At 66.6% G+C, this 24,928-nt stretch carries 27 protein-coding genes, 1 tRNA gene and 1 pseudogene; 19 read left to right on the top strand and 10 right to left on the bottom strand.

The features are described 5' to 3' along the window. Positions 1 to 8 precede the first annotated feature (8 nt). Both JD971_RS08380 and JD971_RS08375 read left to right on the top strand, forming a co-directional pair. On the top strand, positions 9 to 674 hold the full coding sequence (locus JD971_RS08380; RefSeq protein WP_202082537.1) for a glutathione S-transferase family protein: 666 nt from the start codon (positions 9 to 11) through the stop codon (positions 672 to 674). After that, positions 671 to 1,519 (top strand): S1/P1 nuclease, encoded by an 849-nt coding sequence (locus JD971_RS08375; protein ID WP_371809514.1) that lies wholly within the window; start codon positions 671 to 673, stop codon positions 1,517 to 1,519. The genes JD971_RS08380 and JD971_RS08375 overlap by 4 nt, the downstream gene beginning before the upstream one ends. A gap of 15 nt (positions 1,520 to 1,534) precedes the next feature. On the opposite strand, the gene thrS is transcribed toward JD971_RS08375, so the two are convergent. After that, positions 1,535 to 3,541 (bottom strand): threonine--tRNA ligase, encoded by a 2,007-nt coding sequence (gene thrS, locus JD971_RS08370; RefSeq protein ID WP_202082535.1) that lies wholly within the window; start codon positions 3,539 to 3,541, stop codon positions 1,535 to 1,537. Positions 3,542 to 3,918: 377 nt separating this feature from the next. Here thrS and JD971_RS08365 point away from each other — a divergent pair, with 377 nt between their 5' ends. The 7 genes and pseudogenes from JD971_RS08365 (at position 3,919) to JD971_RS08335 (ending at position 9,110) form a co-directional block, all read left to right on the top strand. Continuing rightward, on the top strand, positions 3,919 to 4,113 hold the full coding sequence (locus tag JD971_RS08365) for a hypothetical protein (protein WP_202082533.1): 195 nt from the start codon (positions 3,919 to 3,921) through the stop codon (positions 4,111 to 4,113). Further along, complete coding sequence (locus tag JD971_RS08360) at positions 4,110 to 4,727, top strand: hypothetical protein (protein WP_202082531.1); 618 nt, start codon at positions 4,110 to 4,112, stop codon at positions 4,725 to 4,727. Before JD971_RS08365 ends, JD971_RS08360 begins: the two co-directional genes overlap by 4 nt. Then, a complete protein-coding gene (locus JD971_RS08355; RefSeq protein ID WP_202082529.1) occupies positions 4,724 to 4,921 on the top strand; it encodes a helix-turn-helix transcriptional regulator in 198 nt (65 codons plus the stop codon). Before JD971_RS08360 ends, JD971_RS08355 begins: the two co-directional genes overlap by 4 nt. A gap of 49 nt (positions 4,922 to 4,970) precedes the next feature. Then, on the top strand, positions 4,971 to 5,756 hold the full coding sequence (locus JD971_RS08350) for an alpha/beta fold hydrolase (RefSeq protein WP_202082527.1): 786 nt from the start codon (positions 4,971 to 4,973) through the stop codon (positions 5,754 to 5,756). A gap of 58 nt (positions 5,757 to 5,814) precedes the next feature. Then, the gene (locus JD971_RS08345; RefSeq protein ID WP_202082525.1) at positions 5,815 to 6,708 is read left to right on the top strand and encodes a hypothetical protein; all 894 of its coding nucleotides are present in this window, start codon (positions 5,815 to 5,817) and stop codon (positions 6,706 to 6,708) included. Then, a pseudogene (locus JD971_RS08340) lies at positions 6,705 to 7,690 on the top strand (LLM class flavin-dependent oxidoreductase). The gene JD971_RS08345 and the pseudogene JD971_RS08340 overlap by 4 nt, the downstream one beginning before the upstream one ends. A 187-nt stretch (positions 7,691 to 7,877) precedes the next feature. Beyond that, entirely contained in the window at positions 7,878 to 9,110 is a 1,233-nt protein-coding gene (locus tag JD971_RS08335) for an NAD(P)/FAD-dependent oxidoreductase (RefSeq protein WP_202082523.1), read from the top strand. Here JD971_RS08335 and queG read toward each other — a convergent pair. Then, a complete protein-coding gene (gene queG, locus JD971_RS08330) occupies positions 9,088 to 10,185 on the bottom strand; it encodes a tRNA epoxyqueuosine(34) reductase QueG (RefSeq protein WP_202082521.1) in 1,098 nt (365 codons plus the stop codon). The genes JD971_RS08335 and queG overlap by 23 nt on opposite strands. A 92-nt stretch (positions 10,186 to 10,277) precedes the next feature. Between queG and msrB the strand changes: the two genes are divergently transcribed. Together msrB and dxs are read left to right on the top strand one after the other, a co-directional pair. Next, entirely contained in the window at positions 10,278 to 10,778 is a 501-nt protein-coding gene (msrB, locus tag JD971_RS08325) for a peptide-methionine (R)-S-oxide reductase MsrB (protein WP_202082519.1), read from the top strand. An 83-nt stretch (positions 10,779 to 10,861) separates the two neighbouring features. Then, positions 10,862 to 12,784 carry a 1-deoxy-D-xylulose-5-phosphate synthase gene (gene dxs, locus JD971_RS08320; protein ID WP_202082517.1) on the top strand — a complete coding sequence of 641 codons (1,923 nt, stop codon included), beginning with the start codon at positions 10,862 to 10,864 and terminating at the stop codon, positions 12,782 to 12,784. 30 nt (positions 12,785 to 12,814) lie between these two features. Here the strand turns inward: dxs and JD971_RS17160 are convergent, their stop codons facing one another. Both JD971_RS17160 and JD971_RS08310 read right to left on the bottom strand, forming a co-directional pair. Then, a complete protein-coding gene (locus tag JD971_RS17160) occupies positions 12,815 to 13,507 on the bottom strand; it encodes an NnrU family protein (RefSeq protein WP_371809513.1) in 693 nt (230 codons plus the stop codon). Positions 13,508 to 13,582: 75 nt separating this feature from the next. Continuing rightward, a complete protein-coding gene (locus JD971_RS08310) occupies positions 13,583 to 15,151 on the bottom strand; it encodes a peptide MFS transporter (RefSeq protein WP_202082515.1) in 1,569 nt (522 codons plus the stop codon). A gap of 250 nt (positions 15,152 to 15,401) precedes the next feature. Between JD971_RS08310 and JD971_RS08305 the strand changes: the two genes are divergently transcribed. The 4 genes from JD971_RS08305 (at position 15,402) to JD971_RS08290 (ending at position 17,211) form a co-directional block, all read left to right on the top strand. Next, positions 15,402 to 15,746: a GntR family transcriptional regulator gene (locus tag JD971_RS08305; protein ID WP_202087479.1), complete on the top strand. Its 345-nt coding sequence runs from the start codon at positions 15,402 to 15,404 to the stop codon at positions 15,744 to 15,746. A 164-nt stretch (positions 15,747 to 15,910) separates the two neighbouring features. Further along, positions 15,911 to 16,195 carry an integration host factor subunit beta gene (locus JD971_RS08300; RefSeq protein WP_202082512.1) on the top strand — a complete coding sequence of 95 codons (285 nt, stop codon included), beginning with the start codon at positions 15,911 to 15,913 and terminating at the stop codon, positions 16,193 to 16,195. 148 nt (positions 16,196 to 16,343) lie between these two features. Continuing rightward, a tRNA-Leu gene (locus JD971_RS08295) sits at positions 16,344 to 16,428 on the top strand. 105 nt (positions 16,429 to 16,533) lie between these two features. After that, the gene (locus tag JD971_RS08290; protein ID WP_202082510.1) at positions 16,534 to 17,211 is read left to right on the top strand and encodes a PilZ domain-containing protein; all 678 of its coding nucleotides are present in this window, start codon (positions 16,534 to 16,536) and stop codon (positions 17,209 to 17,211) included. 3 nt (positions 17,212 to 17,214) lie between these two features. Here JD971_RS08290 and JD971_RS08285 read toward each other — a convergent pair whose 3' ends face one another. The 6 genes from JD971_RS08285 to rpe form a co-directional block, all read right to left on the bottom strand. Further along, a complete protein-coding gene (locus JD971_RS08285; RefSeq protein WP_371809512.1) occupies positions 17,215 to 17,679 on the bottom strand; it encodes a Fur family transcriptional regulator in 465 nt (154 codons plus the stop codon). Positions 17,680 to 17,725: 46 nt separating this feature from the next. Next, positions 17,726 to 18,406: a peptide-methionine (S)-S-oxide reductase MsrA gene (gene msrA / locus JD971_RS08280; protein WP_371809511.1), complete on the bottom strand. Its 681-nt coding sequence runs from the start codon at positions 18,404 to 18,406 to the stop codon at positions 17,726 to 17,728. Then, the gene (locus tag JD971_RS08275; protein ID WP_202082507.1) at positions 18,403 to 18,543 is read right to left on the bottom strand and encodes a hypothetical protein; all 141 of its coding nucleotides are present in this window, start codon (positions 18,541 to 18,543) and stop codon (positions 18,403 to 18,405) included. Before JD971_RS08275 ends, msrA begins: the two co-directional genes overlap by 4 nt. A 66-nt stretch (positions 18,544 to 18,609) precedes the next feature. Then, a complete protein-coding gene (gene purH, locus JD971_RS08270) occupies positions 18,610 to 20,196 on the bottom strand; it encodes a bifunctional phosphoribosylaminoimidazolecarboxamide formyltransferase/IMP cyclohydrolase (RefSeq protein WP_202082505.1) in 1,587 nt (528 codons plus the stop codon). 116 nt (positions 20,197 to 20,312) lie between these two features. Beyond that, complete coding sequence (locus JD971_RS08265; protein ID WP_202082503.1) at positions 20,313 to 22,232, bottom strand: heparinase II/III family protein; 1,920 nt, start codon at positions 22,230 to 22,232, stop codon at positions 20,313 to 20,315. After that, on the bottom strand, positions 22,225 to 22,887 hold the full coding sequence (rpe, locus tag JD971_RS08260; protein ID WP_202082501.1) for a ribulose-phosphate 3-epimerase: 663 nt from the start codon (positions 22,885 to 22,887) through the stop codon (positions 22,225 to 22,227). The genes JD971_RS08265 and rpe overlap by 8 nt, the downstream gene beginning before the upstream one ends. Positions 22,888 to 23,007: 120 nt before the next feature. Here rpe and JD971_RS08255 point away from each other — a divergent pair, with 120 nt between their 5' ends. From JD971_RS08255 to JD971_RS16860, 4 genes are all read left to right on the top strand, one after another. Next, complete coding sequence (locus JD971_RS08255) at positions 23,008 to 23,961, top strand: hypothetical protein (RefSeq protein ID WP_202082499.1); 954 nt, start codon at positions 23,008 to 23,010, stop codon at positions 23,959 to 23,961. After that, positions 23,961 to 24,236, top strand: a complete 276-nt coding sequence (locus tag JD971_RS08250; protein ID WP_202082497.1) for a PqqD family protein — start codon at positions 23,961 to 23,963, stop codon at positions 24,234 to 24,236. Before JD971_RS08255 ends, JD971_RS08250 begins: the two co-directional genes overlap by 1 nt. Continuing rightward, positions 24,233 to 24,676 (top strand): lasso peptide biosynthesis B2 protein, encoded by a 444-nt coding sequence (locus tag JD971_RS08245; RefSeq protein ID WP_202082495.1) that lies wholly within the window; start codon positions 24,233 to 24,235, stop codon positions 24,674 to 24,676. The genes JD971_RS08250 and JD971_RS08245 overlap by 4 nt, the downstream gene beginning before the upstream one ends. Positions 24,677 to 24,776: 100 nt before the next feature. Then, positions 24,777 to 24,905 (top strand): hypothetical protein, encoded by a 129-nt coding sequence (locus JD971_RS16860; RefSeq protein WP_256435257.1) that lies wholly within the window; start codon positions 24,777 to 24,779, stop codon positions 24,903 to 24,905. Positions 24,906 to 24,928 lie beyond the last annotated feature (23 nt).

Below are 24,928 nucleotides of genomic sequence, written 5' to 3'. Positions count from 1 at the left end.
GCACATGCATGAAACTGGTCATCGGCAACAAGAACTATTCGAGCTGGAGCCTGCGCGGCTGGCTCGCGGCGAAGCAATCGGGGCTTTCGTTCGAGGAGCTGACCGTCAATATTTCGGGCGAGGATTGGGAAGCGCAGAAGAAGGAATGGGGCGACGTGCAGCCCTCCTCCGGCAAGGTGCCGATCCTGTGGGACGGCGATGCGGTGATCTGGGACAGCCTCGCGATCCTCGAATACCTCGGCGACAAGGTCGGGCGCGACCGCTTCTGGCCCAAGGATGACGTCGCGCGCGGCATGGCCCGCGCGATGGTCGCCGAAATGCACAGCTCCTACCTGCCGCTACGCCGCGAAATGCCGATGAACGTGCGCCGCCGCATCGAAGGGCACCGTATATCCGACGACGCGACCGGCAATATCGTGCGCATTCTCTCCCTATGGGCGGAGGCGCGTTCGCGATTCGGCGGGGGCGGGCCTTTCCTGTTCGGGGCGTTCTGCGCGGCGGACATCTTCTATGCGCCGGTGGTGTCGCGCTTCATGACCTATGGCGTGGGCGTGCCCGGTTTCGCGCAGGCCTATATGCAGGCGGTGTGGGAGCATGACTGGATGCAGCAATGGATCAATGCCGCCGAAGACGAGGATTGGGTGATCGAAAGCTTCGAGATGGAGGAGGCATGATGCGCGCCCTCGCACTGATGGCGGCTGCGATGGCGGCGATGGTCGCGGCCCCGGCCTCCGCGTGGAGCGGGTTCGGCCATCGCACCGTTGCCGACATCGCGATGGAAAATGTCGCGCCCCCCACACGCGCAAAGATCGACGCGCTGTTCCGCCAAGCCGATGGCGACGTCGGCGCCGGCTGCGACCTTTCCACCATGGACGATGCCGCGACATGGCCCGATTGCATCCGCCGCGTGGACGGGTTCCGGAACACCGCGGCCTGGCATTATCAGACGCATGACGTGTGCCTCCCCTACGCCCCCGACGACAATTGCGAGGATGGCGATTGCGTCAATGCCGCGATCGGGACGCAGGCGGCTCGGCTCGCCGACCGGACGCTCCCCGCGAACGAGCGTCTGCGCGCCTTGTCCTATGTCGTGCACATGACCGGCGACGTGCATCAACCGCTGCACTCCGGCGATCACGAGGATCGCGGCGGCAACGATGTCGAGGCGAGCTATGGCATCGTGCCCGGCTTCAACCTGCATGCCGTGTGGGACGGCCCGTTGGCCGAACGCGCGATCAGTGCGGGCGGGCGCGATCTCGTGCGCCGCTACAGCCCGGCGGAACGGCGCGCCATTGCCACGGGCGGGCCGGGCGACTGGGGCCGGGAAAGTTGGGAAATCGGGCGCGGGCTGATCTACCCGCGCGCCGCCGACGGTGCTCCGTGCTCGCAAGACGGCCCGATCCCCGCAACCGCATGGACCGAGGCCGACATCGAGGCCAGCGTGCCGGTCGTGCAGGACCGCATCCGTCAGGCCGGCCTGCGTCTCGCCCGATTGCTGGACGAGACGCAGGCGGACTGAACCGCGCGCCGCCCGTCAGGCGAGATCGGGCGGCGTCGCCTTCGCTTTCAGCACGGCGATGGCCTCGTCGAGTGTCATCATCTGCTGCGCCTGCTCGCCCAGCGTGCGGACGGCGACGGTGCCTTCCTCCGCCTCCCGCTTGCCGACGACGAGGATGTGCGGAACCTTCGCGTGGCTGTGTTCGCGCACCTTGTAATTGATCTTTTCGTTGCGCAGGTCCGATTCGACCCGGATGCCCGCGGCCTGCAATTTCGCCGTGGCCTCCTTCGCATAATCGTCGGCATCGGACACGATGGTCGCCACGACCGCCTGCACCGGGGCGAGCCATACCGGCAGGCGCCCGGCGAAATGCTCGATCAATATGCCGATGAAACGTTCGTAGCTGCCGAAGATCGCACGGTGCAGCATGACCGGGCGATGGCGCGCGCCATCCTCCCCGACATAGCTCGCGTCGAGCCGTTCGGGCAGCACGCGGTCCCCCTGTATCGTGCCGACCTGCCAGGTGCGGCCGATCGCGTCGGTGAGATGCCATTCCAGCTTCGGGGCATAGAACGCCCCCTCGCCCGGCAATTCTTCCCAGCCATAATCGTCATTCGCCATGCCGGCCTCGGCCACGGCGTCGCGCAATTCCTGCTCCGCCTTGTCCCAGTCGGCGTCGCTGCCGAACCGTTTTTCCGGGCGCAACGCGAGCTTTACATGATAGCTGAACCCGAAATCGCGATAGACTTCGTCCGCCAGCTTGCAGAAGGCGCGGACCTCGTCGACGACCTGTGCCTCGGTACAGAAGATATGCGCGTCGTCCTGCGTGAACTGCCGCACCCGCATCAGCCCGTGGAGTGCGCCATGCGGTTCGTTGCGATGACAGCATCCCATCTCGCCCAGCCGGATCGGCAGGTCGCGATAGGAGGTGATGCCCTGCTTGAACACCAGCACGTGGGCCGGGCAGTTCATCGGCTTGATCGCCATCCAGTCGGCATCCTTCGCCACGCTGGGATGCGATCCTGCGCCGCTGTCGTCCACTTCGGGCACCATGTCGGGCACGGCGAACATGTTCTCCGCATATTTGCCCCAGTGGCCCGATTGCTCCCACTGGCGCACGTCCATGAGCTGCGGCGTCTTGATCTCGCTATAGCCGGCGCCGTCCATCTTGCGGCGCATGTACGATTCCAGCTCGCGCCAGATGCGGTATCCCTTGGGGTGCCAGAACACGCTGCCCTGCGCCTCGGCCTGAAGGTGGAACAGGTCCATTTCATTGCCAAGCTTGCGGTGGTCGCGCTTCGCCGCCTCCTCCAGCCGGACGAGATGCGCGTTCAGCTGCTTCTTATTCAGCCAGCCGGTGCCGTAGATGCGGCTGAGCATGGCGTTCGACTGATCCCCGCGCCAGTATGCGCCCGACACGCGGGTCAGCTTGAACGCGGCCGGATCGAGCTTCCCCGTGCTGGCCAGATGCGGCCCGCGGCACAGGTCGAGCCAGTCTTCGCCCGAATGATAGACGGTGAGCGCCTCGCCCTCGGGCAGTTCGCCGGCCCATTCGGCCTTGAACGTCTCGCCATGGTCGCGAAACCACACGATGAGCCGGTCGCGGTCCCATTCCTCGCGGCGGAGCGGCTTGTCCGCCTTGATGATCTCCCGCATCTTGTCCTCGATGACGGGCAGGTCCTCATCGGTGAACGGGCCGCGTTCGCCCGGCGCGAAATCATAGTAGAACCCGTCGTCGGTCGAGGGGCCAAAGGTGATCTGCGTATCGGGCCAGAGCGCCTGCACCGCCTCGGCCAGGACATGCGCGTAATCGTGGCGGGCAAGATCGAGCGCGTCGGCCTCGTCCTTTGCGGTGACGAGCGCGAGTTGCGCATCGCCGTCGAAGGGCCGCATGATGTCGCGCAATTCGCCATCGACGCGCGCGGCGATCGCCGCCTTGGCCAGCCCCGGCCCGATGGCGGCGGCGATGTCGGCAGGCGTGCTGCCGGGCGCGACCTCACGCACCGAACCGTCGGGCAGGCTGATCTTCAAAAGCTCACTCATGACACAGGATCTCTCATTCCGGCCCGTTCGGGTCCGCGTTCGCGATGCCCATGACACAGGCGCGCGGCAACCGAAAGGTGCGGCATCGCTAGGGTAGAATCGAATCGGTCGCGAAACGGATGGGGATGCCGTCCACCCGCAACGCCGGGCGGCGGTATCGCGCCGGCTTTCAGGCCGGGCGGACCGTGCCCGGACGGATCCGGGTGGTAGTCGTAAAAGGTGCAAACATCCGCATGCGCCAAGCGTTTAGCAGCACGGATCGCCGCTGTCATCCGGGATCGGAAAGACAAGCGATCGCTTCCTTTTGTAAACCACGCTTGACACCAATTTTGCCGGTTGTTAAGTAGGCTTTACACAACAGCAAGGGAACTTGTCCTATGTCACATTGCCCGATCCCGAAAAAGCCGGTGCCGAAACATATCGCCATGGCCTGGGGCCTCGCCGTCATTCTCGTCGCGCTTCTCAACATTCTCGACGTGCTGCCCGACTGGGCCACCTTCGCCGCCATTCTGACGATGCCGTTCTTCACCGCGCGCCGTTGCGGGGCGATCCGCCGGGACGCGCGGCCATGAACCGCGCCGGACGCTTGCGCGACGAATCCCCGCGCGATCCGGCAAGGCCGGGCCTGTGGCTCGGCCTGATGATGGGGTGCATCGGCATCGTGGCCGGCCTTCGGTTGAGCGGCGTGATCGGGGCACCTGTCGGTTTCATCCTGCTCGCCCTCAGCTTTACCCTGCTCATCCCCGCGACCCGCGCCATGAACCGCAGCCGCAATTGCACGACGAGCACGGCGGGCCGGCGCTACAACACGGGCATCATGGTCGCCGCGCTCGCCTATGTCGCAGGGCTGGGCATCGCAGTGCGCATCCATGACCAGATGACGCTGAGTCCGTCGGTGATGTTCTTCGTCGCCTTGCTGCCGACCATTCCGACGCTGGCCGTCATCTATGTCATGGGGCGATACGTGGTGGAGGAGCAGGACGAATATCTGCGCCACCGGGCGATACAGGCCTCTCTGATCGGGCTGGGCGCGGTGCTCGCGGTCGGGTCGTTCTGGGGCTTTCTCGAAACCTTCGAACTGGTGCCGCATGTGCCGGGCTGGTGGACCGTTCCCGTCTACGCGATGGGAATGGGCCTTGCGCAATGCTGGATGTCGCTGCGCAATCGCGCGGACGGCGAATCATGAAGAACCGGCTGAAAGTGCTCCGCGCCGAGCGTGACTGGAGCCAGCAGGATCTCGCCGACCGGCTGGAGGTCAGCCGGCAGAGCGTGAACGCGATCGAGAAGGGCCGCTACGACCCGTCCCTCCCGCTGGCCTTCCGCATCGCCGACCTGTTCGCCATGCGGATCGAGGAGATTTTCCTGCGCGAGGCGGATTGAACCCGTGCCGCGCATTGCCAGCCGTGCGGCCCCGCCCTATCCCACACCCATGACCCAGACCGCCGAAACCGCCCTGCCCCCCGTCCGCCATTTCACCGTACCGAATGCGGATGACATCGCCTATCGCCACCATCCGGGCGATGGGCCGACGATCGTGTTCCTGCCCGGTTACATGTCCGACATGGAGGGCGGCAAGGCGACCCGCGTCATGGCCGATGCCATGGCGAAGGGCCGCGCCTGCCTGCTGCTCGATTACGCAGGCTGCGGGCAGAGCGGGGGCGATTTCGCCGATGGCACGTTGTCGCGCTGGTGTGCGGAGACGATCGCCCTGCTCGACCATGTGGCGGGCGGGGCGCGGTCGGGGCCGGTGCTGCTCGTCGGCTCGTCGATGGGGGGATGGCTCATGCTGATGATCGCGCGCGCATTGGTGAGCCGGGGCGGCGATGCGGCGGTCGCGGGCATGGTGGGCATCGCCGCCGCGCCCGATTTCACCGACTGGGGTTTCGACGACGCGCAAAAGGCCGCGCTGGCCGCCGGTGAAACCGTGTTCGAGGAGAACAATTACGGCTACGATCCGATGCCGACCCATGCGCGGTTCTGGCGTGACGGACAGGCGCAGCGCATGCTTGGCGACACCATTGCGCTGTACTGCCCCACCCGCCTGCTCCATGGACAGGACGATCCCGAGGTGCCGGTGGGCATCGCGCTGCGGCTGGCGGAACGGCTGGAGGGCGGCGATGTCCGCATCACGCTGGTGAAGGGCGGCGACCATCGTCTTTCGCGCGAATCGGATATCGCGCTGCTGCTCGCCACGCTCGACGAACTCGCCGGCTGATCCCGCGCGGGACGGCGCCGACACTTGGGGTTCAGCGCAGGCTCCCTAAATAGGGGGCATGACCATTCTTCCCCTGCTTTCGCCGCTGCTGCTCTTGATGCAGGGCGCGCCCGCCGAACCGCCAGCCGCCAATCCGCCCGCCAATCCGCCTCAGGCCATGACGCTGGCCGATGCGCGGCTGTCGGGCTGTCTTGCGCAGGCGCGCAGCGATTCCGCCGCCGCCATGGCCGAGGCGGATCAATGGCGGGCCGAGATCACGTCCGGCTCGCGGGCGCTTCCGCTGCAATGCCTCGGCACTGCCTATGCCAACCGGTCGATGTGGGCCGAGGCCGAGGCCGCCTTTGCCGAGGCCGCCGCCGATCTTGCCGCGCGCCCCGCCCCCGATCCGCGCCGCCTGTCCGCGCTGCATGCGCAGGCGGGCAATGCCGCGCTCGCCAATGGCGATGCGGCCGGCGCGCTCGCCCGCTTTAACGCAGGGCTTGGCGCGCTTGCCGGGACGGCGGTTCCGGGGCGCGTGGCCGCGGGGCTGCACGTCGACCGCGCCCGCGCGCTCGTCGCCCTGTCGCGCGATGACGACGCGGCGCAGGCGTTGATCTTCGCGCAGGAAGGCAATCCGCAGGATGCGACGGCGTTCCTCCTCGGCGCGACGCTCGCCCGGCGCACGGGCAGGCTGGCCGATGCCGCGCGCGCCATCGCGGTTGCCGACGCGCTTTCACCGGGCAATCCGGACATCATGCTCGAAGGCGGGCTGATCGCGGCGCTGGCGGGCGACGACATGACCGCGGCCAGTGCGTGGCGCCGCATCGTGGAAAGCACGCCCGGCAGCGAAACCGCCGCACGCGCGCAATTCTATCTGCAACAGCTCGACGCGATGCGGGCAGACGAACCCGCCGCCCCCGCGACACAGGCGACCTCGCCACAGGCGCCGGATTCCCAGGAGATTGGTCGATGACCGTCCTTTCCATACTCGATTTCGCATCCATCACCGAAGACGGCAGCGTGGCCCAGTCGCTCGACGACAGCGTGGCGCTTGCAAAAAAGGCAGAGGACGCCGGCTTTCACCGGTTCTGGATGGCGGAGCATCACGCCATGCCCGGCATCGCCAGCGCGGCGGTCTCGGTCTGTCTCGCCCATGTGGGCAAGGCGACCTCGACCATCCGGCTCGGCGCGGGGGGGATCATGCTGCCCAATCACAACCCGTTCGTCATTGCCGAGCAATTCGGCACGCTCGACGCGATCTATCCGGGGCGCATCGATCTCGGGCTGGGACGCGCGCCGGGGCCGACGGCCGCATCGCCCGTGCCCTGCGCAAGGATCTCCACCGCAGTGCCGAGGCGTTCCCGCAGGATGTCGTCGAATTGCGCGCCCTGTTCGAAGGCGACCCGCAATTGCCGTTGCAGGCCACGCCCGGCGCCGGCGCGAAGGTGGAAATGTGGATGCTCGGAAGCAGCCTGTTCGGCGCGCAGCTCGCCGCCATTCTCGGCCTGCCCTACGCCTTTGCCGCGCATTTCGCGCCCGCCGCGCTGGACGAGGCGCTCGCCACCTATCGCGAACGGTTCGAGCCGTCCGAAACGCTCGACCAGCCGCGCGTGATGGTCGCGGTCAATGCCTATGCCGCCGATACGCGGGAGGATGCGTTCTATCATGCATCCTCGATGGATCAGTCTTTCGTGGCCTTGCGCACCGGGAACCCCGGACGGCTGCCGAAACCGGTGCGCGGCTACCGCGACGACCTGCCCCCGCAGGCGCATGCCATGTTGCAGGCCACCCGTTCGGTCAGCGCCATCGGCACGCCGGACGAGGTGCGCGAATCGCTGCAATCCATCATTCAGCGCACCGGCGCGGACGAGCTGATGCTGTCGGGTTCGACCTATGATCCGCAGGCGCGGCATCGGTCGCTCGACATCATCGCCGGGCTGGCAGGCGCGCTGTAACCTTGGGTGTCCGGGGGCGGGCATGCGGCGTTTCGGGACCAACCAACCATGCGTCGCCCTGCCCCCTGATCCCCTTATAGTCGTCGCCGCACGTTCGCGGGCGCGGGCATGAAAATCATCCCGCACTCTTGCCCCTTTCCCGCCCGCGCCCTAGCAATCGGCACAAACAGGGAGAGAGAGGGCTCTTATGGATCATGCAAATGTCATCATCGTCGGCGGGGGCCACGGCGGCGCCGCGGCGGCACTCGCGCTGCGTCAGAACGGTTTTGAGGGGACCATCACGCTGATCGGGCGCGAACAGGAACCGCCCTACGAACGGCCGCCCCTGTCGAAGGAATATCTCGCGCGGGAGAAGGAATTCGAACGGCTCTATATCCGCCCGCCCTCCTTCTGGGACGACAAGGACGTGACGCTCATGCTCGGGCGCGAGGTGACCGCCATCGATCCGCAGGCAAAGCGCGTGACCGTCTCCGACGGGAGCGAGATGGGCTATGATCACCTGATCTGGGCGGCGGGCGGCGATGCGCGGCGGCTGTCGTGCGCGGGCGCCGAGCTTGCCGGGGTGCATTCGGTGCGCAATCGGGCCGATGTCGACCGGATGATGGCGGAAATCGACGCGGGCGCGCGCCGTGCGGTGATCATCGGCGGCGGCTATATTGGGCTGGAAGCAGCCGCCGTCCTGCGCAAGCTCGGCGTCGAGGTCGTGCTGCTCGAAATGCTGGACCGCGTGCTGGCGCGCGTCGCGGGCGAGGATCTGTCCCGCTTCTACGAAGAGGAGCATCGCAAGCATGGCGTCGATCTCCGCCTCGAAGCGGCGGTCGATTGCATCGAGGGCGATGGAGAGAAGCTCAACGGCGTGAAGATGGCGGACGGGTCCATCGTGCCCGCCGACATGGTCATCGTCGGCATCGGCATCGTGCCGTGCATCGGCCCGCTCATCGTGGCGGGCGCGGCGGGCGCGAACGGGGTCGAGGTGGACGAATTCTGCCGCACGAGCCTGCCCGACGTCTACGCCATCGGCGATTGCGCCGCGCATGGCAACGATTTCGCCGATGGCGCGGTCATCCGGCTCGAATCGGTGCAGAACGCGAATGACATGGCCACGGTCGCGGCCAAGGCGATCTGCGGCGAGGAAGCGCCTTATGCCGCGACGCCGTGGTTCTGGTCGAATCAGTACGATCTGAAATTGCAGACGGTCGGCCTGTCGATGGACCATGATCGGACCGTGCTGCGCGGCGATCCGGCGGACCGCAGCTTTTCGGTGATCTACCTGAAGGACGGTCGGATCATCGCGCTCGATTGCGTGAACAAGATCAAGGATTACGTGCAGGGGCGCAAGCTGGTCGAACGCCGCGCGGTGATCGACCCCGACCTGCTGGCCGACAATGATGTCGCGCTCAAGGAGATGAAGGCGAGCTGAGTTCCTCCCATGCCCAGCGCGCCGCGTCGGCCACCACCGGGTCGGCATCGGCGCGCAGGGCATCGATCTTCTCTAGCAAGGCCGGATCGCCTGAATTTCCCGCCGCGATCAGGCAGTTGCGCACGAACCGACCCCGCCCGATCCGCTTGATCGGAGAGCCGGAAAACAGCGCCCGGAACCCCGCATCGTCAAGGTCGAGCAACGCATCGAGCGGTGGCGCGGACAGTTCGGCGCGCGGCAGGAAGGCCCGGTTCGCCGCCGCCGCATCGGCAAAGCCGTTCCACGGACAGACGGCGAGACAATCGTCGCAGCCATAGATGCGATTGCCGATGGCTTTGCGAAATTCGGTCGAGATCGGGCCCTTGTGCTCGATCGTGAGATAGGAAATGCAGCGGCGCGCATCGACCGTGCGGGGCGTGGGAAACGCGTCGGTCGGACATGCGTCGAGACAGCGGCGGCACGATCCGCAATTGTCGGCATGGGCGGCGTCGGGCGCGAAGGGCAGGTTGGTATAGATCGCGCCGAGGAACAGCCAGCTCCCGTGGCGGCGGCTCACCATGTTGGAATGCTTGCCCTGCCAGCCGATCCCGGCGGCGGCGCCAAGCGGCTTTTCCATGACCGGCGCGGTATCGACGAACACCTTCACCTGAGGGTCGGGATACCCGTGTTTCGGCGCCTCCGCGACCAGCCACCGCGCCAGCCGTTTCAGCGCCTTTTTCACCGTATCGTGGTAATCGCGCCCCTGCGAATAGACCGAGATCCGCCCGGTATCGCCCGCATCCGCCAGCGCGAGCGGATCGCGGCCGGGGGCGTAGCTCATGCCGAGCGCGATGACCCGCTGCGCATCGGGCCACAGGGCTTGCGGGTCGGCGCGCTGTTCGCGGCGTTCCTCCATCCAGGCCATCGTCGCGTGGTGACCATCGGCGAGCCATTGCGCGAAACGGGCGCTGCGTTCGGGGTTGGCGGCGGCATCGGCGATCCCGACGCTGGCGAACCCTTCCTCCGCGGCCTGCGCCAGCAATCGCGTGCGCAGATCGGCGAGCGTGGCGGTTTGGGCGTGGGCGGTGTCGGTCATGCGGCCTCCTATGCCGCATTGCCCGGCGCGGCGCGACCCCGCAAGCCTGCCTCGACGCTGAAGGTTCATGGACGGGTCAGCCGCCCTCCTCTATGCTCATCCCCATGAAAAACAGTTCACGACGCAGCGTTCTTTCCTGGCTTTCGGCCTGTGCGGCGGCGCCATTCGTATCGGCATGTGGCGGCGGCCCGGCCCAGGCAAAGGATTTCCCCGTTTCGATGAGCGAGGACCGCTGGCGCGCGAAGCTGTCCGCCTCGGAGTTCCGCATCCTGCGCAAGGCGGGGACGGAGCGGCCCTATTCCTCGCCGCTGAACGCGGAGAAGCGCGCCGGCACCTATATTTGCGCAGGGTGCGACAATCGCCTGTTCGCGAGCGAGACGAAATTCGAAAGCGGCACCGGCTGGCCGAGCTTCTATCGCCCGCTGCCGGGCGGGGTCGGCACGTCCACCGATTACAAGATCGGCATGCCCCGAACGGAGGTCCATTGCGCGCGCTGCGGCGGACATCTCGGCCATGTGTTCAACGACGGGCCCAAGCCCACCGGCAAGCGTTATTGCATGAACGGCGCGGCGATGGACTTCCGTCCGGCGTGATGCGGCGCGAAAACTGCAACCTTTGCCGCCGCCGATCCACTTACCCATTCGACAAGCGTGAATTGGCCGTATAGGACAGGGGGATGACTGCCGAACCGGCCACGCCTCTTCTCGATACCGTCGACACGCCTGCTGACCTGCGCAAGCTGAAGCCTGCGCAAATGCGCCAACTCGCCGATGAGCTGCGGAGCGAGATGATCGCCGCGGTGGGTCAGACCGGCGGGCATCTCGGCTCCGGCCTCGGCGTGGTCGAGCTGACCGCCGCGATCCATTACGTATTCGACACGCCGCGCGACCGGCTGATCTTCGACGTCGGGCACCAGGCCTATCCGCACAAGATCCTGACCGGACGCCGGGACCGCATCCGCACCCTGCGGCAGGGCGGCGGGCTGTCCGGATTTACCAAGCGCAGCGAGAGCGAATACGACCCGTTCGGCGCCGCGCATTCGAGCACGTCGATCTCCGCCGCGCTGGGCTTTGCCACCGCGAACAGGATTTCGGGCGCGCCGGGCAAGGCGATTGCCGTCATCGGCGATGGCGCGATGAGCGCGGGCATGGCCTACGAGGCGATGAACAATGCGGAGGCGGCGGGCAATCGCCTCGTCGTGATCCTCAACGACAATGACATGTCCATCGCGCCGCCGGTCGGCGGATTGTCGAGCTATCTGGCGCGGCTGGTGTCGAGCGGGCGCTTCCTCGGCTTTCGCGAGCTGGCGCGCAGGTTCGCGCGCAAATTGCCCCGCCCGTTGCAGAATGCGGCGCGCAAGACCGACGAATACGCCCGCGGCATGGCGATGGGCGGCACATTGTTCGAGGAGCTGGGCTTCTATTACGTCGGGCCGATCGACGGGCACGACATGGACGCGCTCATCCCCGTGCTCGAAAACGTGCGCGACGCGGGCGAGGGTCCGTGCCTCGTCCATGTGGTCACGCAGAAGGGCAAGGGATACGGCCCGGCCGAAAAATCCGCCGACAAATATCACGGCGTGCAGAAATTCGACGTCGTCACCGGCGAACAGAAGAAATCCGCCGGCGGTCCGCCCAGCTATACCAACATTTTTGCCAGGGCGCTGATCGCCGAGGCGGAGAGCGACAACCGCATCTGCGCGATCACCGCCGCGATGCCGTCGGGCACCGGACTGGACAAATTCGCGGAGAAATTCCCCGAGCGCAGCTTTGACGTGGGTATCGCCGAGCAGCATGCGGTGACCTTCGCCGCGGGCCTCGCGGCGCAGGGAATGCGCCCGTTCTGCGCGATCTATTCGACCTTCCTGCAACGCGCCTACGATCAGGTCGTGCACGATGTCGCGATACAGAATCTGCCGGTGCGCTTTGCCATCGACCGGGCCGGGCTGGTCGGGGCCGACGGGGCGACCCATGCGGGCAGCTTCGACGTGACCTATCTCGCCTCGCTCCCCAACATGGTGGTGATGGCTGCCGCGGACGAGGTCGAACTCACCCACATGGTCCACACCGCCGCGCAATATGACGACGGACCGATCGCCTTTCGCTATCCGCGCGGTTCGGGCGTGGGGCTGGACCTGCCCGAAGTGCCGGAGCGGCTCGAAATCGGGAAGGGCCGCATCGTGCGCGAAGGGTCGAAGGTCGCGATCCTGTCGCTGGGCACCCGTCTCGGCGAGGCGCGCAAGGCGGCGGACGAGCTGGAGGCGAAGGGGCTTTCGACCACCATCGCCGACATGCGCTTTGCCAAGCCGCTGGACGAGGATCTCATCCGCAAGCTGATCGCCTCCCACGAGGTCGTCGTCACGGTCGAGGAAGGCAGCATCGGCGGGCTGGGTGCGCATGTGCTCACCATGGCGAGCGACGAGGGGCTGACCGATGGCGGGCTGAAGATCCGGACGATGCGCCTGCCCGACGCGTTCCTCGACCATGATGCGCCGGACAGGCAGTATGACATCGCCGGGTTGAACGCGCCGCAGATCGTCGACACGGTGTTGAAAGCGCTGCGCCACAACAGCGCCGGCATCGCGGAAGCCAGCGCGTAGGCGGCCCTCTCCCGCGTGAGAGGCGGCGCATTAAGGCCGCCTCACAACCAGCGCCAGAGCCCGGCGGGAATCCCGCCGACCGGCCCGTGCGCCCGAGTAATGGCGAGCCAGAGCACCGCCGCCCCCACCCAGAACGGCCAGCGCACCGAACCCAGCCGCGATAGCCGGGGCCAGAAGGTCGTGCGCGCCCGCCATGCCGCCCATGTCTTGCCCATGTGGCGCGCCTTGCGCCCGTCCTGAAGCGCGGGAGCCGGCGAGGGCGAGAAACCCGAGCGCGCCGGCAAGGACCAGCGTGCGCGGATTGGGCGCGACCACGATATGCGCCGCGGCCCACAGGGCGATGCCCCACATCATCGGATGGCGGGTGACGGCAAAGATGCCGGTCGCCTCGCGCGCCTGTGCCACGGCCTCCGCCTCCGGGTGCGGGAGGGCCGGATTGCGCACCACGCTGCCGAGGAGGAAGACCAGCGCCAGCAGCGTCAGCACGCTCCCCGCAAGCCAGCTTGCGATATGCCACCCGTCCCACAGCATCGGCGCGGCGGGCGCATGACGGAACGCGCGCACCATCCAGCCCAGCGTGACGAGCGCGATGAGCGAGTAGGCGATGGCAAAGCCGCGCTCCCCCAGCCACCCGGCCACAAGCGGGCGAAGCGGGCCGGAGAGCAGGATATGCGTGCCCACGAACACGATCGCGGCGGAGAGCAGGAGAGAAATATCGGTCATGGCCGGTCCTTGTAGCAAAACGCCCCCCGGCGCGCGGGGCGGCGGGGGCGTCGTGGTTCGGCAGGGCGGCCGGGTTTAGCTGGGCCGGGTTTCGGGGTGAACCCCGGCGGCCTGCTGCTCGCCGACTTCGGCCTGACCCAGGAGGTCGTCGCCGACATTGTTATCGGCCAGCGTGTCGAGGTGCATCAGCTTCTTGATCAGCGGCGAAATCACCAGCACGACCACGCCGACGCCGATGGAGATCCAGCCGATCTGGCTGTACACGCCCATCACCGTTTCGCGCGCCGCACCTTCGCCGCTCGCCGCCTCGGATCCGGTCGCCGCCGCGATCAGGCCGGCGACGAAATTGCCGGTCGCCGATGCGAAGAACCAGGTCCCCATGATGAGCGAGGCCATGTGCGCCGGGGCCAGACGGTTCATCGCCGACAGACCGACCGGCGACAGGCAAAGCTCACCCGTGGTGTGCAGCAGATAGATGAGGAAGATGAACAGGACCGGCACCAATGCCGGCCCCGCCGCCGCCGCACCCGCGACCAGCACGAGGAAACCCGCGCCTAGTTGCAACAGCGCTAGGCCGAACTTGGCCGGAGCCGAGGGTTCGAGCCCCTTGCGGCCGAGTAGCGTCCACAGACCCGCGAACACCGGGCCGAGCAGCACGATATAGATCGCATTGATCGACTGGAACATGGAGGCCGGAACGCCGCCGCGATCGACATGGCGGTCGGTGAACAGGTTGAGCGAGGAGCCCGCCTGCTCGAACAGGGCCCAGAACAGGATCGACCCGATGATGAGGAACATCGCGGCAAAAATCCGGTCGCGATCATGCCGCTCCAGCTTCGTCACCGCCACGATCAACACGTAGCCCACGAGGATGACGCCCGCCACCATGAGCAGCCAGCCGACCATTTCCTGATACTGGATCAGTGCCCACAGGACCGCGATGCCCGCGACCGAAACGGCGTAGATGGTAAGTTCGCGCGCCTTCGACAAAGCGATCGGCGGTTCGCCGCGGCCCAGCAGCAGGGGGCGGAAAATGGTGAACACGATGAGGCCGGCCAGCATGCCGACACCCGCCGCGCCAAAGCCATAGGCCCAGCCATAGGTCTGACCCAGATAGCCGCAGAGCAGCGAACCGAACGCCGCGCCGAGGTTAATGCCGACGTAGAAGATCGTATACGCGCCGTCGCGGCGCACGTCGGTGCGGGGATAAAGCTGCCCCACCATGACCGAGATGTTCGCCTTCAGAAAGCCGGTGCCCATGATGATGAAGCTGAGCGCGAGCCAGAAGATGTTGATCGTTGCATCGTCCTGGCCGCCGGTCCCTTCGAACGCCATCAGGAAATGACCGAAAGTCAGCAGCATCGCCCCGAACGCGGTCGCCTTGCGCTGCCCGATATATTTGTCGGCGAGATAGCCGCCCAGAACCGGGGTGATGTAGACGAGCGCGGTATAGGCGCCGTAGATGACGCCGGACTGGCTATCGGAAAAGAGCCAGTGCTGGGTGAGGTAGAAAATGAGCAGGGCGCGCATTCCGTAATAGGAAAAACGCTCCCACATCTCGGCGAAGAACAGCACGAAAAGGCCTTTGGGATGGCCGAGAAACGTGCCGGCTGCGTCGCCGTCCTGCGCGTATTGGGTCGCCATGAGCGATCGATCCCCCGATTATATTTTCACAAGCGCGCGACCCTAAAGCATATTGCGTTGATGTGAAGCGCATTTGTTTCGTCCGAAACCGGGTTGATCGCGAAGCCGCAGCGCACGAAGCGTCACCTGCGCAATTGACCGACTCGCTGTGTTATGGCACTATACCACCATGCCCGATCGAGCCGCCACGACCGCAAACCGCCCCGCCGGTACCCGGTCCGTGGCGCCCTTGCCGGGTGCGGGGGCTGGTATGGCAAAGCCTGTCTACATGCGCCTGCGCGAAATCATCGCGGCCGCCATTATCGACGGGACGTTCTGCGAAGGGGAGATGCTGCCATCGGTGCGCGCCTTCGCCGCGGATCAGGGCGCCAATCCGCTCACCGTTGCCAAGGCCTATCAGCAGTTTCAGGACGACGGCCTGATCGAGGTGCAGCGCGGCATCGGCATTCGCGTGCTCGAAGGGGCACGGCAACGTTTGAAGCAGGCAGAACGCCGCCAGTTCCTGAACGCCGAATGGCCTGATATCGCCGCACGGATGCGGTTGCTCGACATCGATATTGCGGATCTTACCGCATCCGACGCCTTTGCGGATTGATATTGCGGGATCTATGGAAGTAAGGGCGTTTCTGTTCTAGGTAGAAATCCCTAGGAGCAGGGCATTCAGGATCTTTCGATCCATCGGCCATGGAGGGGGGCTCCACCTGCCATGACACAAATCGAATCTCGCGGGTCGCGCACAAACCATACCCAAGGAATACGATGATACGGTCCGAACTTGTTCAAGAACTAAGCGCCGAGAATCCGGAGCTTCGTCCCGACGAAGTCGATGCGATCGTGACCGTGTTCTTCGACGCCATCAGCGATCAGCTGGCCAAGGACGGGCGGGTCGAACTGCGCGGGTTCGGCGCCTTCTCCACACGGCAGCGCGACGGCCGCACGGGGCGCAATCCGCGCACCGGCGAAGCGGTGGACGTCCCGGCAAAGCGCGTCCCCTATTTCAAGCCGGGCAAGGAAATGCGCGAACGGCTCAACGACACCGATTGACGCGCGCCAGGCCCCGGGATTGCCGCGAGGCAGGCGTTTTCCCGATGCTCCGGCCTCGCTGGTTCTCCGCGAAAAGAGCCCGAAACCCTCACTCGAAGTCACCGATTGCGGCGCGGCTGGCGGGCGGCTAACACGGGGCGCGCAGCGTGCGGGCGTGGCGGAATGGTAGACGCCGGGGACTTAAAATCCCCTGAGCTGTGCTCGTGCGGGTTCGAGTCCCGCCGCCCGCACCATGCGCATCCCATACCCGGTTCCGGACCGATCTTTAGGATTTGCAAACGCCTCCTTAACCAATTCCCCTTACCCCCGATGGAGGATGGGTTTCGCTCTTCGGTGCGATGAGCCTGTCGACGGGGCGCGAACAGGGGCAATGCGAAACCATGCAGCAGACGAACAGCTTTACCCGGCCCGCCCCCTTCGACGGCGGCGGGGACGGCCGGACCACGATCATCCGCTTTGCCAAGCTCGTCGGCGAGGGCGGCGAATTTCCCTGCGTCCTGCGCGAAGTGGGGGAGGACCGGCTTCGGGTGCGGCTGTTCGGGCCCTTGCCGATGCGCGTATCGCCGATGGAGCTGGCGTTCGGCGACGGGGAGACGATCGCCGTCATGCTGATCTGGCAACGCGGGACCGAAGCGGGGTTTCGCCTTTGCGAGCAGGCCGACCGGCAGAGGTTGCTGTGTCCGCAGGGGCCTTATGAAAAACGTGCGATCCGCGTCGCCGTTGCGGTTCCGAGCCATGTCCACGCACTCAGCGGGACGCAGGACGTCACCATCCGCAATCTCTCGCACGAGGGGGCCTGCATCCTATGCGCCGCCCATTTCGCGATCGATCAGCGGCTCAAACTCGCCATTCCCGAACTGGGCGATGTCGTCGCGACCGTGCGCTGGCGCAAGCAAAGGGAATATGGCCTCGCCTTCGTGGAGACTTTCCGGTTCGAAGCGATGGCGCGCGCCGTGCGCGTGATGCAACAGCAGGCAGGCGGAGACGCGGGCGAAAATTACGGCGAAGACGCGTAGCGCCTAGTTGCAGGCCGCGCACGTCCCGCGCAGCTCGACGACCGGGCGCACATCGGAAAAACCCGCCTTGTCCGCCGCCTCGCGAAGCGAATGGGTCAGCCGGTCGTCATCGACATGCTCGGCCCGCCCGCAATGATCGCAGATCAGGAAGATGCAATCGTGCCGGCAACCGGGATGGCTGTTCACCAGATAGGCGTTGGCGCTTTCAATCCGATTAGCCAGATTGGTTCGTACGAACAGGTCGAGAATGCGATACACGCTATTGGCCGCAACGCGTCGCCCCTCCGATGCGGAGAGTGTTTCCGCAATGTCGTAAGCCGATGCCGGCGCATCGCGATTCGCCAGCGCGTCGAACACCCGCGCCCGCATGTCGGTCCATTGTTCGCCCGCGTCGGTCAGCACGCCGCGCGCCTCGGTCACGAGGGCGGTTCCATGGTGTTCGACATGCGCGTGGGCGGAGCAGGACATGCCCTCCATATAGGTGGCCCGGCGCGCGCTGGCAAATGGGGCGCGCTTATCCGGTGACGAAACGGACCCGGTAATCGTCGGGGTACATCGCCTTCAGATTGCGCACCTTCGGCGCATCCCACCGCACGATATAGCCATGGCGCGGGTTCTTGAGCGCGAAATCCTGATGATAGGTTTCCGCCGGGTAGAAGGTCTGCAACCGCTCCAGCCGCGTCACGATGGGACGGTCCCACAACCCCACCTTGTCGAGCTGCGCGATATAGCCGCGGGCGATCTTGGCCTGATGGCGGCTCGTCGGGACGATGGCGCTGCGATATTGCGGCCCGCGGTCGGGGCCCTGCCGGTTGAGCAGGGTCGGGTCGGCCACGACCGAAAAATAGATCCGCAGCAATTCGTCGTAGCGCACGACGGCCGGGTCGTAGGTGACCTTGACCGCCTCAGCATGGCGGGTGCCGCCTGCGCTGACCGCGCTGTAATCGGCGTCGGCCTTCGTCCCGCCGTGATAGCCGGAAACCGCGCTCTTCACGCCGTTTACATGGCTGAACACCGCCTCCACGCCCCAGAAACAGCCGCCGGCAAATATCGCCGTCTGCGTGCCATGCTCGCTCGCCGGGGCGGTCGCGGCCGGTGCATTCACCGGTTCCTCCGCCGCCATCGCCGGGGTCATGCACGACGCCAGCACCGATGCTGACACGCCGAGCGCGACGCCTCGTGCCCAACCCATCATGACGCCACCATCGCCGCGACGGGCGCAATGAAGGCATGGCCGTTGATGAAGGACAGCAAGCCCGCGCCAAGGCCGAAGCCGAGCGCAAGGCGGGACACAAGGGCGGTATCGGACAGGGAAGGGTTTTCGGTTTTCATGGCGACCGTTCTACACAAGTCGCCATGAGCGCGCGCTGAATGCCGCCCTGCCCCAACCCGTTTCCATCAGTGGCGAAAATGCCGCATGCCGGTGAACACCATGGCGAGCCCGGCCGCGTCCGCGGCGGCGATCACCTCGTCGTCGCGGATCGAACCGCCTGGCTGAATCACCGCGGTGGCGCCTGCCTCCGACGCGGCGAGAAGCCCGTCGGCAAAGGGGAAGAACGCATCCGACGCCACCGCGCTGCCGACCGTCTTCGCCTCGCTCCAGCCGTAGGTTTCGGCGGCCTCGGCGGCTTTCATTGCGGCGATGCGCGCGCTGTCGCGGCGGTTCATCTGTCCCGCGCCGATACCGGCGGTCTGCCCGTCCTTGGCATAGACGATGGCGTTCGATTTCACGTGGCGGGCGACCGTCCATGCGAACAGGCAATCCTTCAGCTCCGCATCGGTCGGCGCGCGCTTCGTCACGACTTTCAGATCGGCCGGGCTGACATGGGCCGCGTCGCGGTCCTGCACCAGCAATCCGCCCGCTATCACGACCTGCGTCACGCCGGCGCGGCGCGCATCGGGCAGACCGTCGGTGAGCAGCAGGCGCAGGTTCTTCTTTTTCGCGAACACGGCGCGGGCGTCGTCATCGGCGCCGGGGGCCACGACCACCTCGGTAAAGATTTTCGCGATACGCTCCGCCGTCGCCACGTCGAGCGGGCGATTGACCGCGACGATGCCGCCGAATGCCGACACCGAATCGCAGGCCAGCGCCCGTTCCCACGCCTCGGCCAGCGTATCGGCGGTGGCGACGCCGCACGGGTTGGCATGCTTCACGATGACGACGGTCGGCGGGCCGCCCGCGAATTCCGCCACCAGTTCGAGCGCCGCATTGGCATCGTTGTAATTGTTGTAGGACAAGGCCTTGCCCTGCACCTGCTCGGCCTGCGGCAGGCCGGCGACATGCGGCCCCTCCGGCACATAGAGCGCGGCCTTCTGATGCGGGTTTTCGCCATAGCGGAGCGAGGTGACGAGCCGGCTCGCCATCGCGCGTCGGGGGGGAAAGCGTTCCTCCTGATCGACATAGGCGAACCACTGGCTGATCGCGGCGTCATAGGCGGCGGTGGCGGCGAACGCCTTGGCGGCCATGCGCTTGCGGAACGACAGCTTCGTGCCGCCCGCATCGATCTGGTTCAGCAATTCATCGTAATCGGCAGGATCGGTGAGCATCGCGACATAGGCATGGTTCTTGGCCGCGGAACGCACCATCGACGGGCCGCCGATGTCGATATTCTCGATCACCGTGTCGCGGTCCGCCCCGCTCTTCACCGTTTCGGCAAAGGGGTAGAGATTGACGACGACGAGATCGATGGCGCCAATGCCGTGCTCTTCCATCGCGGCGGCATGCTCGGGATTGTCCCGCACGGCGAGCAAACCGCCATGCACCATGGGGTGCAACGTCTTCACCCGCCCGTCCATCATTTCGGGGAAGCCGGTGATGTCGGACACGTCCTTCACGGTCAGTCCCGCCTCGCGCAGCGTGCGCGCGGTGCCGCCCGTCGACACCAGCTCCACCCCCCGCTCGGCAAGCGCCTGGCCAAGATCGGCGAGGCCCGTCTTGTCCGATACGGACAGGAGAGCGCGGCGGACGGGGACGAGATCGGTCATGGGGCTTGCGGTTCCTCTGGCGTCGGGACGGGGGGTCACGCTGCGCCCATAAACCCCGCCGCCCACAGGTCAAGCGCCCGGTCGCGCGGGGCGCGGCTTTGACCTGTGGGCCGCGTTCACTTCATCCGTTCAAAGCTCCAGCGGATCGCACCGCCCTTGCCATCGACGGTTTCGGACAGGACGAGCTGCTGCACGTTCTGCGGACGGCCATCGGCATCGACCCAGAGGCTTTCTTCCACCGCGACCGGTACGTCCGGACTGTGAAAGCGCCAGAAGCTGCCGTCGGGTAGCGACAATGTCATGCCCCCGCCGTGCAGCGCATGGTCGACCCCGACGCCGGGGCCGAGGTGAAAGCGGATGTCGAACGGGTGCGTGCCCTTGCGCGCGCGGCGGTTTTTCGGCGTCAATATGTCGATGCCTTCGAACAGGAGCCCGGTCTTCGCCAGCGACAATTGCCGTTCGTGGACCAGCCCCCACCGCGCGAGATAGCCGTCGTGGATGCCGCACATCGCCTCGCCCGCCTCGGCGCGGTCGCGTTCGAGCTGCACCTCGCGCACGCCCGCGCCCATGGTGCCGTCCTCGCGAAGCTCGGTCGAATCGGCATCGTGAAGGACGAGCGTCGAATGCGCGGCGGTGGAGCGCAGCCCGTCGCGGATGCGCATCGGCACGGCCCCGCCCACGACCGCCGCGCCGCCGCAATTGACGACGATACGCTGGTCCCGGTGGCTGAATTCGATGGCGAGGGTGGAGGCGCAGGCCGCCGCCGTTTCCTGCCCATGCCCCGTCCGACCGGCGGGCGGCGGCGCGCTGTCGAACTGCACCACGGCCTGTCCGGCGGCCATGCGCTGATACCCCCAGGGCCCGGCATCGCGCAGCGGCCGGTTGCGCAGGTTCGCGGCATTGAGCAGCTGCCCGATGCGGCCCGCGGCGACCGGGAGCGCGCCCTGCCAGCTGCCGAGCGAACCGTCGGCATGGGTCAGCGCGAGCAGCGCGCGCATCATCATGGTGAGGAACGCCTCCATCTGCGGCGGCGGTTCCATCCGGCACGCGCGATAGCAGGCCATCACGCGCAGCAGCAGGACGATCGTTTCCAGCTGATCGGTGGGGCGACGCGACAGCATGCCGCCATCCTCGCCCACCGCGTCGCCCAACGCGGAAATCAGCCCCGCCTCGGCATAAAGCCGGCGCGGCTTGCCTTCGGGCAGGAGCAACCCCGCCGCGGTCAGCCCGGCCCAGGCGGGAATGGCATCGGCCGCGGGGAGCGAGCGGCCCGTCTGCCGGTCGAGCCACGACGCCGTCGCCGCGACATGGCGCAGCAGGCTGGCGCGGAACATCTTGTCCCCGCCCGACAGCAGCAGCGGCGCATGCACGAGCCAGTTCATCAGCCGGTGCCCCGTATCGGCCACGCCCCATGCCGGCGTTTCGCCGATTTCGTGATGGACCAGCAGCCAGCGGCGCAGGATCTCCTCCGCCACCTCGGTAATGCGGTCGCGCGGGCCCGCCGCCTCCAGATCGGGCAACCACGCGAAACGATGGACGTAGGCCGCGGCCAGCGGCGTCAACGCGCGCCCGGTAAAACCGTCGATGGCAACACGCTTTCCCGCGACGAGGAAATGCCCGGCACGAAGCGCCATGCCCGCGGCGCGTTCGCCCGGCACCGGTTCCGCCACCGTGGCAAGCAGGCGCAGCCGCGCAGGTTTACGAAACGGATGGGTCAGCGTGCGGGCCGACACCCCCTGCGCATAGGCAAAACGGATGGCCCGGTCGATCGCGCCGAGCTGCGGCGGACGCAGATCGGGCAGCGCCGGTTCCCCCCGCATGTCGCGCGGCGCGGCCTGCGCCGGGGCATGCTCGGTATCGTGCGGGGTGTGAGGCGCGATGGGGGCGGATGCGCGTTCGTCCTGCGTCATGCGCGCGGCCCGTGGGTCGGGGCGTGGGTCGGGGCGCCGGTCCGCTCCGCCGGACAGCGACGGACGGTCCTCACCCGCGGTGCGCACCGGATCGTTGGGGTCGCCACCGGTCCACACCTTACCCATGATTCTTGAGCGCCGCGATATTCGCCGCGTAGTGATCGGCCCCGCCCTTGAAGGTGGCGGACCCGGCGACGAGCACGTCCGCGCCCGCATCGACGCATTGACGCGCGGTTTCGGCATTGACGCCGCCGTCGACCTCCAGCCTGATGTCGCGGCCCGATTTATCGATCATGCGGCGCACCGCCTCGATCTTCTTCAATTGCGAGGCGATGAAGCTCTGCCCCCCGAATCCAGGATTGACGCTCATGACGAGGACGAGGTCGATCTCGTCGATGAGATAGTCGAGCATCTTTGCCGGCGTCGCGGGATTGAGCGAAATGCCGGCCTTCTTGTCCAGCGCCTTGATCGCCTGCACCGTGCGATGGGTGTGCGGCCCGGCCTCGGGATGGACGGTGATGATGTCTGCGCCAGCCTCGGCAAACGCTTCGAGATAGGCGTCCACCGGGCTGATCATCAGATGCACGTCGAAGGGTTTGTCGCTGTGCGGGCGCAACGCCTTTACCACGGCGGGTCCGATGGTGATGTTGGGCACGAAATGCCCGTCCATCACATCGACATGGATCCAGTCGGCACCGGCGGCGTCGATGGCGCGCACCTCCTCGCCCAGGCGGGCGAAATCGGCGGACAGAATCGACGGGGAAATCAAGGGAATCGGCATGGCCTGCCCTTACCCCCCCACGGTTGAAAGGCACAAGCGGGATCATCGCGTTTTGAACACGGTTCGCGCCGCGTGCAGGGCGTCCGGTCGCAGCGCATCGCCGAACCCGTCCCGTGCGCCATGTCCCGCTTGCCTCGTGCCGCCGGGCGGGATAGCGCATCGGGCATGGCAGGATCGGGTTCGCAAGGTCGGGGACAACGCGCCGCCGCGCTGATGCGGCGGGAAACGCGCGTCCGCCGCGGCGCCGTCCCCGACACCATCGGCGGCGAGCGCGTCGCGGACGGGCAATGGGCGCTGATCGGGGAGGAATTCCTGCTCCGCGCGGGCGGCTGCACGATCTATTACCGCACGGGCCACGGCATTTGCGTGGATGTCGCGAGTGCCGACGCCGAGCGCAGGCTCGACCTCTATCTTTCGGGCACTACCCATGCGGCGATCGCGTGCATGAACGGGCTGTATCCGGTGCATGCCTCCGCCGTGGTGGCGAACGGCCGGGCGATCGGCATCACCGGGCCGTCAGGTGCGGGGAAATCCACGTTGAGCGCCGGGCTGGCATCGCGGGGGATGGGCCTTCTTGCCGATGATACGCTGATCCTCGCCATGCCGGATGGCGGGGCCGACGATGCCGGCATTGACGATGGCGGGGCAAAACCCGCGCCGGTCTGCTTGCCGGGGCACAAGCGGATGAAGCTGTGGCCCGATGCGGTCGCCATGACCGGGGCGCAGGCCGGGGACATCGTATCGCCCGATTATCGCAAGCATTATGTGGCGCAGGCGGGACCGGCACACGACGAACCCTGCCCGCTTGCCGGGATCGTCGTGCTCGCACAGGGGGAGGATTTCGCGTTCGAACCGCTCCATGGCGGGGAAAAGATCGCGGCGCTCAACGACGATCATTATATCGCCCGGCTGCACGAGGTCGCATCGGGCGACGGCCCGGCGGGGCGGTTGCGGGCACTGGTCACGCTGGCGTCGGCGGTGCCGTGCTGGCGGCTCACCCGGCCGATGGACAGCGATCGCTTCGCACAAATGCTTGATTTTACGCAGCGAAACCTTGAAGAACAGCTGTTGTGATGATCGTGACCGAAAAATGCCCCTCCGCCTATGTCGAAACCGAGATCGACGGCGAATCCGTGTTGATGAAGCTTTCGGACGGGAAGTTCTATTCCCTGCGCGACAGCGGACTGGCGATCTGGACCGCGATCGACGGGGTGCGTGACCGGGACGCGATCGTCACCGTGGTCGCGGACGATTACGACGTCGCGCCGGGGGACGTCGAAGCCGACGTGCTGGCCTTCATTAATTCGCTGACGGATGCCGGGCTCATTGCGGAGCGACGCCTTTCGTGATTCGCCACCGGCTGAGGGTCGCCGAGGCGATCGCGCTCCTCGCCGCGGCTCGTCTCTTCATCGGCCTGGTGCCTTTTGCGAACTGGAAAACGATGCTCGGCACGCCCGTCGCGCATGATCGCGAGGTCGCGCGCCCGGCGCGATCCGATGCCGACGAACGGATGCACGGGTGCCGCACCGCGATTCGGCGCGGCGCCCGCTACGTGCCCGGCGCGATCTGCCTGCCGCAGGCGATGGCGCTGCAATGGATGCTTTCGCGCCGAAAACTGCCGTCGGTACTGACCATCGGGTTCCTTCCGGGCGCCGCTGTCGATACCGAGGACAGGCTCCACGCCTGGATCAGGAGCTGGCGCGGAATCGAAATCGGCGACAGCGGCAAAAGGCATGTTCCCCTCATTTCAATGGCGTCCCGAATTGGAACAGGAATTTCAGGACGATAGCGCCAGCATTGCTGCAAAGCGGCAAAGCGGCAAAGCATGCATCTTGGGTTTAACGCTTTGTAAACCAAAGCCTGAGGCGTTTTATTTGAGGAATATTGCTATGACCAAGACCACGACGAAAGCATGGACCCGCCCCGAACTGCGCGTGCTCGGCACGATGGCCGATGTTGCCGGTAACGGCACCGTCCAGAACCAGGGCCGGAGCACGGGTTCGGTCGCGAACAGCTGATCGCCACGAAAAGGTTTCGGTAC

This window comes from Croceicoccus sp. YJ47, assembly GCF_016745095.1.
In the GTDB taxonomy this organism is placed as follows: Bacteria; Pseudomonadota; Alphaproteobacteria; order Sphingomonadales; family Sphingomonadaceae; genus Croceicoccus.
Note: the sequence above shows the minus strand (reverse complement) of the source record. Positions and strands in the feature narration are given on the sequence as shown.

Coding starts and splice junctions, on each gene's coding strand:
- JD971_RS08360 (WP_202082531.1), top strand. CDS start 4,110: ATGAACCGCGCCGGACGCTTGCGCGACGAATCCCCGCGCGATCCGGCA.
- JD971_RS08345 (WP_202082525.1), top strand. CDS start 5,815: ATGACCATTCTTCCCCTGCTTTCGCCGCTGCTGCTCTTGATGCAGGGC.
- rpe (WP_202082501.1), bottom strand. CDS start 22,887: ATGCCGATTCCCTTGATTTCCCCGTCGATTCTGTCCGCCGATTTCGCC.
- JD971_RS08300 (WP_202082512.1), top strand. CDS start 15,911: ATGATACGGTCCGAACTTGTTCAAGAACTAAGCGCCGAGAATCCGGAG.
- queG (WP_202082521.1), bottom strand. CDS start 10,185: ATGACCGACACCGCCCACGCCCAAACCGCCACGCTCGCCGATCTGCGC.
- dxs (WP_202082517.1), top strand. CDS start 10,862: ATGACTGCCGAACCGGCCACGCCTCTTCTCGATACCGTCGACACGCCT.
- msrB (WP_202082519.1), top strand. CDS start 10,278: ATGCTCATCCCCATGAAAAACAGTTCACGACGCAGCGTTCTTTCCTGG.
- JD971_RS08305 (WP_202087479.1), top strand. CDS start 15,402: ATGGCAAAGCCTGTCTACATGCGCCTGCGCGAAATCATCGCGGCCGCC.
- JD971_RS16860 (WP_256435257.1), top strand. CDS start 24,777: ATGACCAAGACCACGACGAAAGCATGGACCCGCCCCGAACTGCGCGTG.
- msrA (WP_371809511.1), bottom strand. CDS start 18,406: ATGATGGGTTGGGCACGAGGCGTCGCGCTCGGCGTGTCAGCATCGGTG.
- JD971_RS08285 (WP_371809512.1), bottom strand. CDS start 17,679: ATGTCCTGCTCCGCCCACGCGCATGTCGAACACCATGGAACCGCCCTC.
- JD971_RS08350 (WP_202082527.1), top strand. CDS start 4,971: ATGACCCAGACCGCCGAAACCGCCCTGCCCCCCGTCCGCCATTTCACC.
- JD971_RS08275 (WP_202082507.1), bottom strand. CDS start 18,543: ATGAAAACCGAAAACCCTTCCCTGTCCGATACCGCCCTTGTGTCCCGC.
- JD971_RS08375 (WP_371809514.1), top strand. CDS start 671: ATGATGCGCGCCCTCGCACTGATGGCGGCTGCGATGGCGGCGATGGTC.
- JD971_RS08250 (WP_202082497.1), top strand. CDS start 23,961: ATGATCGTGACCGAAAAATGCCCCTCCGCCTATGTCGAAACCGAGATC.
- JD971_RS08380 (WP_202082537.1), top strand. CDS start 9: ATGAAACTGGTCATCGGCAACAAGAACTATTCGAGCTGGAGCCTGCGC.
- JD971_RS08265 (WP_202082503.1), bottom strand. CDS start 22,232: ATGGGTAAGGTGTGGACCGGTGGCGACCCCAACGATCCGGTGCGCACC.
- JD971_RS08255 (WP_202082499.1), top strand. CDS start 23,008: ATGTCCCGCTTGCCTCGTGCCGCCGGGCGGGATAGCGCATCGGGCATG.
- JD971_RS08335 (WP_202082523.1), top strand. CDS start 7,878: ATGGATCATGCAAATGTCATCATCGTCGGCGGGGGCCACGGCGGCGCC.
- purH (WP_202082505.1), bottom strand. CDS start 20,196: ATGACCGATCTCGTCCCCGTCCGCCGCGCTCTCCTGTCCGTATCGGAC.
- thrS (WP_202082535.1), bottom strand. CDS start 3,541: ATGAGTGAGCTTTTGAAGATCAGCCTGCCCGACGGTTCGGTGCGTGAG.
- JD971_RS08310 (WP_202082515.1), bottom strand. CDS start 15,151: ATGGCGACCCAATACGCGCAGGACGGCGACGCAGCCGGCACGTTTCTC.
- JD971_RS17160 (WP_371809513.1), bottom strand. CDS start 13,507: ATGACCGATATTTCTCTCCTGCTCTCCGCCGCGATCGTGTTCGTGGGC.
- JD971_RS08365 (WP_202082533.1), top strand. CDS start 3,919: ATGTCACATTGCCCGATCCCGAAAAAGCCGGTGCCGAAACATATCGCC.
- JD971_RS08290 (WP_202082510.1), top strand. CDS start 16,534: ATGAGCCTGTCGACGGGGCGCGAACAGGGGCAATGCGAAACCATGCAG.
- JD971_RS08355 (WP_202082529.1), top strand. CDS start 4,724: ATGAAGAACCGGCTGAAAGTGCTCCGCGCCGAGCGTGACTGGAGCCAG.